This window comes from Klebsiella sp. BDA134-6, assembly GCF_015601345.1.
GTDB lineage: Bacteria > Pseudomonadota > Gammaproteobacteria > Enterobacterales > Enterobacteriaceae > Klebsiella > Klebsiella grimontii.
In genome coordinates, this window is sequence record NZ_CP064784.1 from 2,340,860 (window position 1) to 2,353,510 (window position 12,651).

Genomic DNA, 12,651 nt, shown 5'->3' on the forward strand with positions numbered 1-12,651 from the left:
GCTGAAATGTACTATGGATTTGACATTGGCGGCAGCAAGATAGCGCTGGGCGTATTTGATAAAGCGCGGCGGCTGCAGTGGGAAAAACGCGTCGCCACGCCGAAAGAGAGCTACGAAGCATTTTTGCAGGCCGTAAAGGAGCTGGTGCACGAAGCCGACCAGCGCTTCGGTTGCCAGGGCTCGGTGGGCATCGGTATTCCGGGAATGCCGGAAACCGAGGACGGCACGCTCTACGCCGCCAACGTGCCCGCCGCCAGCGGCAGGCGCCTGCGGGCCGATCTGAGCGATCGTCTGGCGCGCGACGTGCGCCTTGATAACGACGCCAACTGTTTTGCCCTTTCTGAAGCGTGGGATGACGAATTTACCCACTATCCGCTGGTGATGGGGATGATCCTCGGCACTGGCGTTGGCGGGGGGCTGGTGCTGAATGGAAAATCGATTACCGGGCATCGCTATATTACCGGCGAATTCGGCCATATCCGCTTGCCGGTGGATGCGCTGGAAGTCGTCGGCCGTGATTTTCCGCTTACGCGCTGCGGCTGCGGCCAGCTGGGCTGCATTGAAAACTACCTTTCCGGCCGCGGTTTTGCCTGGCTGTACGAACATTTTTACCAACAATCTTTAACCTCGCCGGAGATCGTCGCGCTCTGGCAGCAGGGCGACGCGAAGGCGCGCGAGCACGTCGAGCGCTATCTCGATCTGCTGGCGGTGTGTCTGGGCAATATTTTAACCATTGTCGATCCGGATCTGCTGGTGCTTGGCGGAGGATTGTCTAACTTTACTGCAATAACTGAAGGGCTGGCGCAGCGCCTGCCGCGACATCTGCTTCCCGTTGCCAGCGTGCCGCGTATTGAGCGCGCGCGTCATGGCGATGCCGGAGGTATGCGCGGTGCGGCCTTCCTTCATCTGACTCAATAACGACAGAGGTAGCTATGCAGTCGCGCCGCTTACATCGATTAAGCCGATTTCGCCGCAACAAGCGCCGGTTACGAGACCGTCTGCGCCAGCGGATTTTCTTCGGCGAAGATAAGGAGACCCCTGAAGCGATGGAAAAACCAAGAGTTGTGGTATTAACCGGCGCGGGCATCTCGGCGGAGTCGGGAATTAAAACCTTCCGCGCCGCTGATGGTCTGTGGGAAGAGCATCGGGTTGAGGATGTGGCGACGCCGGAAGGCTTCGCCCGCGACCCGGCGCTGGTGCAGGCGTTTTATAATGACCGCCGCCGCCAGCTGCAAGGCCCGGATATCGAGCCCAATGCCGCGCATCAGGCGCTGGCGCGGCTGGAAGAGGCGCTGGGCGACCATTTCCTGCTGGTGACCCAGAATATCGATAATCTGCATGAACGTGCGGGCAACCGTCGGGTGATACATATGCACGGCGAATTGCTGAAGGTGCGCTGCTCGTGGAGCGGGCAAGTGCTGGAGTGGACCGGCGATGTAACCGCTGAAGACAAATGCCATTGCTGCCAGTTCCCCGCGCCGCTGCGCCCGCACGTGGTGTGGTTCGGCGAGATGCCGCTGGATATGGATGAGATCTACCTGGCGCTGGCCGAGTGCGATATCTTTGTCGCCATCGGCACTTCCGGGCACGTTTATCCGGCGGCCGGCTTTGTCCACGAAGCGCGGCTGCAGGGCGCCCATACGGTTGAGCTCAACCTCGAGCCAAGCCAGGTGGGCAGTGAATTTGCCGAAAAACACTATGGCCTGGCTAGTGAAGTGGTGCCGCGCTTTGTGGAAAAGCTGCTTAAACAGCTGGCAGGATAAACGCAACCTCATCACTACAACGTTACGGAAAACAGGAGGGGCTATGGATAGCCCATTAGTAATATCAGCCGCGATATTTTTGGCCGCAGTGGGGGTTGGCCTGTGGAGTCAGTATTGCCTGCCTCGTCTTTCTGATAGCAGGAATATTCTGTTTATCCTCTCTCTTATTCTCGGCGTCGTATCCGCGGCTTCCTGCTTGTTTCATCTGCTGTTTCTGCTGATTGAGGGCCAGAGCGCGCAGGGCGGTTCGGCGTGGTTCGGGCCGCTTATCGTGCTGGGCGCGTTGTGGAAGCCGCTGAATTATATTGCGGGCAAGCTTGATGCTGTCTTAACGAAAAATCGGGGCAAGAAATAATCCCGGCTTTTGCCACCGCCTGGGAAAAAGCGTACGGCAATCGCCTGGGCAGGCCGCTCATGAAATTCAGGACGCCTCGGCGCCCTTTATTCATAGCGCCTTCTGCATATTAATCACCGCCCGGGCATTAGATGCGCTGGTGGCCAACACATCAATTACGCCGGTGCGCAGCGCGCCGAGAATCGCCGTTGCCTTGGTGCTTTCCGAAGCAATGGCGATCACGCACGGGATGGCGCGAAGCTGTTCAAGGCTCAGGCCGATAACCCGATCGTTCATCACCGTATCAACCGGTTTACCCTGAATATTGAAAAAACTATAACCAGCGAGATCGCCCACTACGCCCTGTTCCTGGCGCGCGGTCGCAATTTCCTGTGGGGAGAACCAGCCGAGCTGCACCATAAAGCTATTTTCGTTCATATCGCCAAGGCCAATGATGGCTACATCCGCCTTGCTTGCCTGTTCGAGCGTGGCTTTAATCAGCCGGTTTTGCATAAACGCTGAGCGCAGTTCCGGCGTTTCGACATAGGCCGGGGCGTACAGCGTTTCGCTAAACCCGTTGAATTTACGCGCCAGGTTTCGACTGATGTGATCGGCATCGATCAGCTGGTTGTCGCGCTTGGTGCCGCCGATACCGCAAATAAAGCGACAGTTGCGCTCCGGAAAAATCCCCACATGGTTGGCCACGGCGGCGACGTTGCGACCCTGCCCGACGGTCACGGTCATATCGCTTTTGAGGATCCCGGCGAGATAGTTGCTGACCAGCGCCGCAACCTGCTGGCGCTGTTCATCCTCGTCGTGATGGTCCAGGGCGATAAGCGCGCGCTTGATGCCGAAATGGGAGATAAACTGCTGCTCAATCTGGGAGCTGAAGACCGGGTGGTATTTTACGCTGATCTCGACAATCCCTTCGTGGCGAGCTTTTTTCAGCAACCGACCGACCTTAATGCGTGAGATCCCAAATCGTTTTGCAATCTCTTCCTGGGTTTGCTCCTGATCGTAATAGGCCACGGCAATTTCTGTCAGCAGCGCATAATCTGAGTCTTGTTCAGTCATAGTTATCGCCTGGTGTTTCCATCTTTGATGTCTCCCTAATACTACTGCGCCTGAAGAATAAATTCCTCTGTAACGCGTTGAACAATGTCGCAATAGCCGTTGGCATCCCATGCCGCGCGGCCAATAAACAGTCCGTTAATATCATCCTGCTGAAGCAGTTCTACGGCATTTTGCCGATTGACGCTACCGCCGTACAGCAGGGGAATGCGCCGTCCGATTTCTTCGCCGAAGGTCTCGCATAACGCCTGACGCAGCGCCCGGTGGATCTCTGCGGCCTGCTCCGGCGTCGCCGGCGTGCCGTGTTCGCCGATAGCCCATATGGGCTCATAAGCAACCAGAGTGTGTAAAACCTGCTGTTCATTCAGACCATAAAGCGCGATTTTCATCTGCCGCACTACCGTTTCCCGTGAGACCTGCCAGCGTTTTTCATCGGCGCTGTCGCCGATACAGATCAGAGGTCGAAGGCCGTGACGCAGGGCGCGATGCACTTTTTGGTTAATGGCGGCGTCGGATTCATTGAACGCGCCGCGACGCTCGGAGTGACCAAGCTCGACCAGGGAGGCGCCGGTTTCAGCCAGCATGGCGGCGGATATTTCACCGGTCCAGGCGCCGTTTTCCGCTTCATGCATATTCTGCGCGCCGGTCAGGCAGGGGATCTGATGCTGCTGTAGATACTGGCTGACGGGATAAATGGCGGTGAAAGGGGGAATAATAAACGGCTGGATTTTCGGATGCCTCACCTGCGGTAACCGCTGCGCTAGCGTTTCACAAAAGGCCATGGCTTGCGATAACGGTTTATTCATTTTCCAGCTAGTTCCTAACCAGATTTGTTCCATCTTGTTCTCCATAATAGGTAAATCAATAGCTTGTCGTGAAATGGCTTTCGCTTATGAGAGAGATTGAACTTTTTATCATCCAATGAACATATGTTAGATCGCATTTTTTTATAAAATAAATCTATGGATTATTTTATGTGATCTAAATCACCAATAACCTCTCAATCATCAGGTAATGTTTTGAGCATATGATTCGCTATTGAACATATGAACAAGCCGAACTTCACTACGAGAGGTCCACGATGTCACAAGAGAAAAAGCCCGTTGTCGCACTTACCATTGGCGATCCCGCCGGGATTGGTCCGGAGATTTCAGTCGCGACGATGATGGAGAAAAGCGTCTACGACGAGTGCAAACCTTTTTTGATTGGCTCAGCTCCGATTATCGCCAGAGCAATGAAAATCATGGGCTGTGATTTTCCGATTAACAAAATTAGCCATCCGCAGGAAGCTCGCTTCAACTGGGGTACGCTGGACGTGCTGGAAACCGGTGAGTATGACTGCGAGAGCATTGAATGGGGCAAAGTGCAGAAGCTGGCGGGGCAGATGTCGCTGGACTATGTGCTGAAATCTATCGAACTGGGGAAAGCCGGCCTGATCGATGTGGTCTCTACCGCGCCGATTCATAAAGAAGCAATCAAGCTGGCGGGATGTAAACTGCCTGGTCATACCGAGATCTATCAGGTTGAAACGCAATCCGATTATGGCCTGACCATGTTCCACGTTCATAACCTGCGGGTCTTCTTCGTGAGTCGTCATATGGCGCTTAAAGACGCCTGCGATTACGCCAATAAAGAGCGCGTTCTGGCCTGCGTGCAGCAGATCCACCATGAGTTTACCGCGCTGAATATCAAAAATCCGCGCATTGCGGTAGCCGCGCTGAATCCGCATGGTTCAGACAACGGCCTGTTTGGCCACGAAGAAGCCGATAATCTCATTCCGGCAGTCAAAGCGGCGCAGGAAATGGGGATTAATGCCATCGGCCCGGTGCCGGCAGATTCCGTCTTCCATCTGGGTAAACAGGGGCGCTATGACGCCATCCTCTCGCTTTACCACGATCAGGGGCATATCGCCTGTAAAACCCTCGATTTTGAGCGTTCCGTGACCATTACCTTTGGCCTGCCGTTTATGCGTAGCTCGGTAGACCACGGCACGGCGTTTGATATTGCCGGCACCGGTAAAGCGGGCACCGTCAGTATGCTGGAGTCCACAATGGCCGCGGTGAGCTACTGGAAAATGAAAAACCACTAATCGCTGAGGTTAATGCGAAGCAAAAGGGCAGAGAAATGGAAAAACATCTGTTAATTAGCAAAGGCTGTAAGGGCTGGGGTGGGCCGCTGACCATTAATATTAGCCAGGCGAAAAAGATTGCTTATATCACCGGGGGGATTTGTTCCCCGGTCGTTGAGCGCCTGAGCGAACTGACTGGCTGGCCTTCCGTCGACGTATTTAAAAACGGCGAGCCGCTGGAAGAGGAGATCGGCCTGATGGTTATCGACTGCGGCGGCACGCTACGCTGCGGTCTCTATCCCAAACGCGGTATTCCGACGATTAACCTCCATCCCACCGGTAAAAGTGGGCCGCTGGCGGAGTTTATTCATGAAGGGATCTACGTCTCCGGCGTGACGCCCGCCTGTATTGAAATGATCTGGCCGCAGGGGGAAGGCGGTAAGCTGGGGATCGTGGCCGACGATCTGACCGGTGCGACCACCGTCGGGGTGCTGCTGGCGCGTAGCGGGTTAAAAACCGCCGCGTTCTTCGATACTGAATCCTTCGCTCGCAATGAGGTGGAGTATCCGGCGATGGTCGTCAGCAGCGACAGCCGTCCTTTGCCGAAAGCGGAAGCCCAGCAGCAGGTCAGCGCCGCGGTGAAGCAGCTGCAGGCGCGCGGCGCGCACTACTTTACCAAGCGTATTGATACCACGCTGCGCGGCGGCATCGGCTTTGAAATTGATGCCATGCTGGAACAATTGCCGCTGGAAACGGTTGCCGTCGTCGTGCCGGCGATGCCGCAGTCGCGGCGTATTCTGGTTGGCGGCTATTCGGTAATTGACTCCGTCGCGCTTTCGCGAACCGATGTCGCACGCGATGTGCGTACTCCGGTTACCGAATCCTGGGTGCCGGGATTGCTGGCGGCGCAGACCCATCATCAGGTCGGACATATCGCACTGGCCTCGGTGATGAAAGGCGAGGAGCAACTGCAGCGGGATCTCCAGGAACAGCAGCAGCGCGGCGTGCGGGTGATCGTCGTCGATGCGATCACCGTTGACGATGTCGATGCGATTGCCGGAGCGGTGGTGGCGCTGAACTGGAACGTGCTGGCAGTCGACCCGGGGCCTTTTACCGAGCGGCTTGCGGTCCGTCGTGGCTTGATGCGGGAAGCGCGCAGCAGCGCGATAGCGTCGTCAGGGGCGGAAAACCCGCGTGGTTCGATTCTGGTTGTTGCCGGTAGCGCCACGCCGGTGACCAAAAAGCAGCTTCAGCATCTGATCGCTAATGATGAAAGAGTGTGTCACATCCCTGTTGATGCCGAACTGCTGGTTGACAGGAAAAACGCCGCTGAAATCGAAGTGAATCGCGTGGTGCAGCATGCCCGGCAGTGCGTGCCGGCGCAGCAGAACGCTATCTTCGTTTTTGAATCCGCGTTAACCGGGCGGCTGCTGAATCTTCAGGAAGAAGAGCAGCGCTTTGGGCTGGCCCACGGACAGGCTGCGGAAAATATTAACCAGGGACTGGGGAATATTGTTCGTGAAGTGCTTAACTGCGCAGCCGGAGAAATTAAAGGCCTGTATATGACCGGCGGCGATACGATGGTGAATGTTCTTAAAGAGCTTGGCGCTACCGGCATTGAAATGATTGACTACGTGATACCGCAAACCGATATGGTGCGTATTATCGGTGGCGATTATGCGGGATTGATTTGCGTCGGCAAAGGCGGTTTAACCGGACCAGAAGATATTATTAGCACGATTGTTGAAAGAATTTATAAAGAAGCGCAGCTATAACCCACAGGTCATATAAATAAAAAGCGACGTAATGGTCGTCCGGGTAGTATTGCGTCGTTATCTCTGTTAAATCATAATTTATGAGTTACCCTATGAACATGAATATATTAGAGAAGATGAATAAGGTGCCAGGCGGTTTAATTATTATTCCGTTGCTCGCGGCGATTCTTATTAATACCTTTGCACCGGAAGTCCTGGGCATCGGCGGCCCGACGACCGCATTATTCAAAGTCGGTTCCAGCGCAATGATGGGGATTTTTCTGCTGATTTGTGGTACCTCGATCAATATCCGCCAGGCCGGCCTGCCGCTCTATAAAGGCGCGGTGCTGTTGTTGCTGAAATGCCTCGCCGGCGCGCTGGCCGTATGGGTGGCCGGGGCGATGTTTGGCCCCAACGGTTTCCTCGGTATTTCGACCCTGGCGCTGATTGCCTGTTTAACCAGCTCCAACAGCTCGCTATATATCGCGCTGTGCAGCAACTACGGCGATGCCAGCGACGCCGGGGCAATCTCCGTCTTCTGCGTCAAGGATGGGCCCTTTGTTACCATGATGGTGCTGGGGGTCAGCGGCCTGGCCAATATTCCTTTCGCCGCGCTGCTATCGATGCTGATCCCGCTGCTAATTGGTATGCTGTGGGGCAACCTTGATGAGCGTTTCAAACAGCTTTGCGCCGGCGCTCAGCCGCTGATTATCATTATTATGTCGTTTGCCATCGGCGCCAATTCCAGCATTAACACGGTCTTTACCGCCGGACTGTCCGGGATCCTGCTTGGCATTATCTCTGCGCTAACCGGCATTGTGTTCTATTTTATCTACAACCTGTTCCTGAAGAAGAAAACCGCGCTGGGCGCCGCGCTGGGGACGACCGCCGCCAGCTCTGCGCTGACGCCGGCAATGGTGGCTCAGGCCGATCCTTCGCTGGCGATGTACGTGGATGCCGCGACCGCGCAGCTGGCGACGGCGAGCATCATCACCATGATTACCGCGCCGATACTGGTGGCCTGGTTTGATAAGCGTCTGAAAAAGCGCGCGCCGAGGATTGAACCGGTAAAAGAAGACACCAGTGAAGAGAAAGTGACATTATCTTCACCTGCCACCAAAGGAAACAAATAATATGACTGCGCCGTTGTATTCATTACTTATCACGGCTGTCGGGAAATATGTCAAAGACTATCTACAGGAGCATCAGCTGATTTTATTTTCTGAATCCGTTCCTGACCATATTGCGATGTATTGCGCCGTACATCAGAGCAGTGAGCTGACAGCTGAATTGGCACCTGGGCAGATAATGAAAATAAATGAGACTATTTATCGAGTCACGGCGGTAGGTTGTGTTGCAACGGCAAATTTAAAACAGCTTGGCCATATCACTTTAAAATTTGATGGCGCCGCCACCGCTGAATTACCGGGGATGATGCATCTCAATGGTGACGTCCCCCAGGCTATTCAACGCGGCGACCAAATCTTTTTCTATCCGGAACTAAATTAAGACGTACAGCTAAATTAAGGAAATTATCATGAAAGCAATCGTTATTGGTGCGGATGATGCCGCCTATGCTTTTCGCGACGCTATCGTCGCTTATCTGAATGGGCAGGGAATTAAGGTCGCGGATTACAGCAGCGATAAACGCCAGGGCAGCATGGTCTATCCGGATGTTGCCCACGCAGTGGCAATGTCAATAAAGCAGGGCGAGCACGATCGCGGCATCCTGATTTGCGGCACCGGCATTGGAATGAGCATTGTGGCAAATAAAGTGCCGGGGATACGAGCCGCCCAATGCCACGATACTTTCTCCGCCGAGCGGGCGCGCAAAAGTAATAACGCGCAGATTATCACTCTTGGCGCGCGCGTGATTGGCCCGGAGCTGGGCAAAAAAATTATTCAGGCCTGGCTTGAATCCGAATATGAAGGCGGCGGCTCCGCGTCGAAAGTGGAGCGTATCGACTATTACGAACACCAGCACGCCAGAGATTAATATCCGCAGTCTTAATATAAGGAACAGACTATGAGCCAGTTAGACGAACTGAAAAAATACACCACGGTGGTTGCCGATACCGGCGATATCGAATCGATTAAAAAATTTGCCCCGCAGGATGCGACCACCAACCCTTCGCTGGTGCTGAAGGCCGCGCAGCTCCCGCAGTATCAGGCGCTGATTGCCGACGCCATCGGCAAGGCGCGTCGGCAGGGCGGCAGCCCGGAAACGCAGCTGATAAACGCCTGCGATCAGGTGGCGGTGGATATCGGTACCGAGGTACTGCGTCATGTACCGGGGCGTATTTCTACCGAAGTCGATGCCCGTTTTGCCTGGGATCGCGGGATGTGCGTGTCGAAGGCGCGCAAGCTTATTCAGATGTATGAAAAGAACGGCATCGGGCCGGAACGCATCCTTATCAAACTTGCCGCCACCTGGGAGGGGATTCGCGCCGCAGAGGAGCTGGAACAAAGCGGTATCAACTGTAACCTGACCCTGCTGTTCTCCTTTGCCCAGGCGCGGGCCTGCGCCGAAGCGGGCGTCTTTTTAATCTCGCCGTTCGTGGGGCGTATTTACGACTGGTATCAGAAAAACCAACCGCAGTCGGAGTATCAGGTCGACAGCGATCCGGGCGTGGTTTCCGTGCGCCAGATTTATCAGTACTACAAATCGCACGGCTACGACACCGTGGTGATGGGGGCCAGCTTCCGCCGTATCGAGCAGATCCAGGCGCTGGCGGGTTGCGATCGCCTGACTATCTCCCCGGCGCTGCTTGATGAACTGGCCGCCAGTGAAGGGACGCTGAGTCGCCAGCTGGCGCCCGGCTGCGTGACGGAAAACCGCCCCAGCCCGATGACTCAGGCGGAGTTCCTCTGGCAGCATCATCAGGATCCGATGGCGGTGGAAAAACTGGCGGAAGGTATCCGCCTGTTCGCGGTCGATCAGGTCAAACTGGAAAATCAGATTCAGCAGATGCTGTAAGGGCAGGAAAAGAGACTTATGAATACCACAAAAACCACCCGCAGCCTGTGCGCCAACGCGCTGCGAGCCCTGAGCATGGACGCAGTACAGAAAGCCAAATCCGGTCACCCGGGTGCCCCGATGGGTATGGCTGACATTGCCGAAGTCCTGTGGCGTGATTTCCTGAATCATAACCCGCAGAACCCGTCCTGGGCCGACCGCGACCGTTTTGTCCTGTCCAACGGCCACGGTTCCATGCTGATTTACAGCCTGCTGCACCTCACCGGTTATGATCTGCCGATTGAAGAGCTGAAGAACTTCCGTCAGCTGCACTCTAAAACGCCGGGTCACCCGGAAGTCGGCTACACCGCGGGCGTGGAAACCACTACCGGTCCGCTGGGGCAGGGTATTGCGAATGCGGTTGGTATGGCCATCGCGGAGAAAACTCTGGCGGCGCAGTTCAACCGCCCGGGCCACGACATTGTTGACCACTTCACCTACGCGTTCATGGGCGACGGCTGCATGATGGAAGGTATCTCTCACGAGGTATGCTCCCTGGCCGGTACCCTGAAGCTTGGCAAGCTGGTGGCGTTCTATGACGACAACGGCATCTCTATCGACGGTCATGTAGAAGGTTGGTTCACCGATGACACCGCGAAGCGTTTTGAAGCCTACGGCTGGCACGTGGTGCGCGGCGTTGACGGCCACGATGCTGACTCGATTAAACGCGCGGTAGAAGAAGCGCGTGCGGTCACCGACAAACCGTCCCTGCTGATGTGCAAAACCATTATTGGTTTCGGTTCGCCGAACAAAGCCGGTACCCACGACTCCCACGGCGCGCCGCTGGGCGACGCGGAAATCGCGCTGACCCGCGAAGCGCTCGGCTGGAAACACCCGGCATTTGAAATCCCGTCTGAAATCTATGCCCAGTGGGATGCCAAAGAAGCCGGCCAGGCGAAAGAGTCCGCGTGGAACGAGAAATTTGCCGCCTACGCCAAAGCCTTCCCGCAGGAAGCCGCCGAGTTTACTCGTCGTATGAAAGGCGACATGCCGGCTGACTTCGATGCGAAAGCGAACGAGTTCATCGCGAAGCTGCAGGCTAACCCGGCGAAAATCGCCAGCCGTAAAGCATCTCAGAACGCCATTGAAGCCTTCGGCCCGCTGCTGCCTGAGTTCCTTGGCGGTTCCGCTGACCTGGCGCCAAGTAACCTGACCCTGTGGTCCGGTTCTAAAGCGATCAACGAAGACACCGCCGGTAACTACATCCACTACGGCGTGCGTGAATTCGGTATGACCGCGATTGCCAACGGCATCGCCCTGCACGGCGGTTTCCTGCCGTACACCTCCACCTTCCTGATGTTCGTCGAGTACGCGCGTAACGCGGTACGTATGGCGGCGCTGATGAAGCAGCGTCAGGTGATGGTCTACACCCACGACTCCATCGGTCTGGGCGAAGACGGCCCGACGCACCAGCCGGTTGAGCAGGTGGCTTCCCTGCGCGTCACCCCGAACATTTCAACATGGCGTCCGTGCGACCAGGTGGAATCCGCCATCGCGTGGAAATACGGCGTGGAGCGGCAGGATGGCCCGACCGCGCTGATTCTGTCGCGTCAGAACCTGGCGCAGCAGGAGCGTACCGAAGAGCAGCTGGCGAACGTCGCCCGCGGCGGCTACGTGCTGAAGGATTGTGCCGGTCAGCCGGAACTGATCTTCATCGCCACCGGCTCGGAAGTAGAGCTGGCGGTTGCCGCTTACGAAAAACTGACTGCCGAAGGCGTGAAGGCGCGCGTGGTTTCCATGCCGTCCACCGACGCGTTCGACAGGCAGGATGCGGCTTACCGTGAAGCCGTGCTGCCGAAAGCGGTCTCTGCGCGCGTGGCCATCGAAGCGGGTATCGCCGACTACTGGTTCAAATACGTGGGCCTGAACGGCGCGATCGTTGGCATGACCACCTTCGGTGAGTCAGCACCGGCGGAGCAGCTGTTTGAAGAGTTTGGCTTCACCGTGGACAACGTTGTCGCGAAAGCGAAAGCGCTGCTGTAGTCCTTTCCCCCTTCCCGGGGGCGGCGCGGTAAAGCCGCGCCTTGCCCGGGCTACGGGGCCAGCGCGGTCGGGTAGTCCGGACCGGTGCGCGGCACCACCAGCGGGAAAAGCATCTGGTATCACCGTGGAAAACGCGGTTGCCAGAGTTAAAGCACTATTGTTATTTTCGACCGTTAAAATCCGGCCCCTCATCGCTGTCTGGTGGGAGGGCCGTTATAATATTGACTGTCTATTTCACATATATGTAACGCTGTGATTAACAAAACAGTATCAGACGGACATTTGTGGCATGTTTCTTCACTCGGACAACAGAGAAGGAATAACACCATGGCCACTGAATATGTTGACTACCTGATTCTCGGCGACGAGCATCACGGCGAAATCCACAGGGATATTAAAAGCCACTCTCTCCGGGTCCGTTCGAAATACGCCGCCTGTTCTGTCCGGGGGGACGCCTCTGCCGAGCAGCCAAAAATGGTGAACTACAACGTCCATGAATATCCGGCGCAGGATGGGCGATTTTATCTGGTGGCGACCAACTATCCGCTGGCCGATTTTGACGTTGAGGACGCGCTGGTTAAATCAAGGATTCATCCGTTGAGAAGCTAGAAACGCACTTCCCGAAGCGGTCGGGTAAGCACCATGCTACCCGACCTGTGAGG

The 12,651-nt window shown here is 56.0% G+C and carries 13 protein-coding genes; 11 read left to right on the top strand and 2 right to left on the bottom strand.

Going from position 1 to position 12,651, the window contains the following annotated elements; translation table 11 throughout:
* Positions 1 to 6: 6 nt before the first annotated feature.
* From nagK to IYV58_RS10635, 3 genes are read left to right on the top strand one after another with little or no spacing between them, the layout of a single operon-like run.
* Positions 7 to 918 carry an N-acetylglucosamine kinase gene (gene nagK / locus IYV58_RS10625; protein WP_123828249.1) on the top strand — a complete coding sequence of 304 codons (912 nt, stop codon included), beginning with the start codon at positions 7 to 9 and terminating at the stop codon, positions 916 to 918.
* A 14-nt stretch (positions 919 to 932) separates the two neighbouring features.
* Complete coding sequence (cobB, locus tag IYV58_RS10630; protein ID WP_004131435.1) at positions 933 to 1,763, top strand: Sir2 family NAD+-dependent deacetylase; 831 nt, start codon at positions 933 to 935, stop codon at positions 1,761 to 1,763.
* 43 nt (positions 1,764 to 1,806) lie between these two features.
* Positions 1,807 to 2,118, top strand: a complete 312-nt coding sequence (locus IYV58_RS10635) for a hypothetical protein (protein ID WP_170100743.1) — start codon at positions 1,807 to 1,809, stop codon at positions 2,116 to 2,118.
* A 90-nt stretch (positions 2,119 to 2,208) separates the two neighbouring features.
* Here IYV58_RS10635 and IYV58_RS10640 read toward each other — a convergent pair whose 3' ends face one another.
* Together IYV58_RS10640 and IYV58_RS10645 are read right to left on the bottom strand one after the other, a co-directional pair.
* On the bottom strand, positions 2,209 to 3,171 hold the full coding sequence (locus tag IYV58_RS10640; RefSeq protein ID WP_004101147.1) for a sugar-binding transcriptional regulator: 963 nt from the start codon (positions 3,169 to 3,171) through the stop codon (positions 2,209 to 2,211).
* Between the two features lie 41 nt (positions 3,172 to 3,212).
* Positions 3,213 to 4,007 (bottom strand): triose-phosphate isomerase, encoded by a 795-nt coding sequence (locus IYV58_RS10645; protein WP_004112199.1) that lies wholly within the window; start codon positions 4,005 to 4,007, stop codon positions 3,213 to 3,215.
* Between the two features lie 242 nt (positions 4,008 to 4,249).
* On the opposite strand from IYV58_RS10645, the gene pdxA reads away from it, so the two are divergent.
* The 8 genes from pdxA to IYV58_RS10685 all read left to right on the top strand — a co-directional run bounded on the left by pdxA (position 4,250) and on the right by IYV58_RS10685 (position 12,598).
* On the top strand, positions 4,250 to 5,257 hold the full coding sequence (gene pdxA, locus IYV58_RS10650) for a 4-hydroxythreonine-4-phosphate dehydrogenase PdxA (protein ID WP_195729573.1): 1,008 nt from the start codon (positions 4,250 to 4,252) through the stop codon (positions 5,255 to 5,257).
* Positions 5,258 to 5,292: 35 nt separating this feature from the next.
* Positions 5,293 to 7,011 (top strand): four-carbon acid sugar kinase family protein, encoded by a 1,719-nt coding sequence (locus tag IYV58_RS10655; RefSeq protein WP_195729574.1) that lies wholly within the window; start codon positions 5,293 to 5,295, stop codon positions 7,009 to 7,011.
* A gap of 92 nt (positions 7,012 to 7,103) precedes the next feature.
* A complete protein-coding gene (locus tag IYV58_RS10660) occupies positions 7,104 to 8,123 on the top strand; it encodes a 2-keto-3-deoxygluconate permease (RefSeq protein ID WP_172880148.1) in 1,020 nt (339 codons plus the stop codon).
* A 1-nt stretch (position 8,124) separates the two neighbouring features.
* Complete coding sequence (locus tag IYV58_RS10665; RefSeq protein WP_172880146.1) at positions 8,125 to 8,499, top strand: PTS glucitol/sorbitol transporter subunit IIA; 375 nt, start codon at positions 8,125 to 8,127, stop codon at positions 8,497 to 8,499.
* 28 nt (positions 8,500 to 8,527) lie between these two features.
* Positions 8,528 to 8,986 (top strand): ribose 5-phosphate isomerase B, encoded by a 459-nt coding sequence (gene rpiB, locus IYV58_RS10670; RefSeq protein ID WP_195729575.1) that lies wholly within the window; start codon positions 8,528 to 8,530, stop codon positions 8,984 to 8,986.
* A gap of 30 nt (positions 8,987 to 9,016) precedes the next feature.
* Positions 9,017 to 9,967 carry a transaldolase gene (tal, locus tag IYV58_RS10675; protein ID WP_142983574.1) on the top strand — a complete coding sequence of 317 codons (951 nt, stop codon included), beginning with the start codon at positions 9,017 to 9,019 and terminating at the stop codon, positions 9,965 to 9,967.
* Positions 9,968 to 9,985: 18 nt separating this feature from the next.
* Positions 9,986 to 11,989 (top strand): transketolase, encoded by a 2,004-nt coding sequence (gene tkt / locus IYV58_RS10680; RefSeq protein WP_195729576.1) that lies wholly within the window; start codon positions 9,986 to 9,988, stop codon positions 11,987 to 11,989.
* Positions 11,990 to 12,316: 327 nt separating this feature from the next.
* On the top strand, positions 12,317 to 12,598 hold the full coding sequence (locus IYV58_RS10685) for a hypothetical protein (RefSeq protein ID WP_004131449.1): 282 nt from the start codon (positions 12,317 to 12,319) through the stop codon (positions 12,596 to 12,598).
* Positions 12,599 to 12,651: the final 53 nt, after the last annotated feature.

Excerpts from the sequence above, each read along its gene's own strand:
- rpiB (WP_195729575.1), top strand. The coding sequence starts at position 8,528 with ATGAAAGCAATCGTTATTGGTGCGGATGATGCCGCCTATGCTTTTCGC.
- pdxA (WP_195729573.1), top strand. The coding sequence starts at position 4,250 with ATGTCACAAGAGAAAAAGCCCGTTGTCGCACTTACCATTGGCGATCCC.
- IYV58_RS10635 (WP_170100743.1), top strand. The coding sequence starts at position 1,807 with ATGGATAGCCCATTAGTAATATCAGCCGCGATATTTTTGGCCGCAGTG.
- IYV58_RS10685 (WP_004131449.1), top strand. The coding sequence starts at position 12,317 with ATGGCCACTGAATATGTTGACTACCTGATTCTCGGCGACGAGCATCAC.
- IYV58_RS10660 (WP_172880148.1), top strand. The coding sequence starts at position 7,104 with ATGAACATGAATATATTAGAGAAGATGAATAAGGTGCCAGGCGGTTTA.
- nagK (WP_123828249.1), top strand. The coding sequence starts at position 7 with ATGTACTATGGATTTGACATTGGCGGCAGCAAGATAGCGCTGGGCGTA.
- IYV58_RS10640 (WP_004101147.1), bottom strand. The coding sequence starts at position 3,171 with ATGACTGAACAAGACTCAGATTATGCGCTGCTGACAGAAATTGCCGTG.
- IYV58_RS10655 (WP_195729574.1), top strand. The coding sequence starts at position 5,293 with ATGGAAAAACATCTGTTAATTAGCAAAGGCTGTAAGGGCTGGGGTGGG.
- IYV58_RS10645 (WP_004112199.1), bottom strand. The coding sequence starts at position 4,007 with ATGGAACAAATCTGGTTAGGAACTAGCTGGAAAATGAATAAACCGTTA.
- tkt (WP_195729576.1), top strand. The coding sequence starts at position 9,986 with ATGAATACCACAAAAACCACCCGCAGCCTGTGCGCCAACGCGCTGCGA.
- tal (WP_142983574.1), top strand. The coding sequence starts at position 9,017 with ATGAGCCAGTTAGACGAACTGAAAAAATACACCACGGTGGTTGCCGAT.
- IYV58_RS10665 (WP_172880146.1), top strand. The coding sequence starts at position 8,125 with ATGACTGCGCCGTTGTATTCATTACTTATCACGGCTGTCGGGAAATAT.
- cobB (WP_004131435.1), top strand. The coding sequence starts at position 933 with ATGCAGTCGCGCCGCTTACATCGATTAAGCCGATTTCGCCGCAACAAG.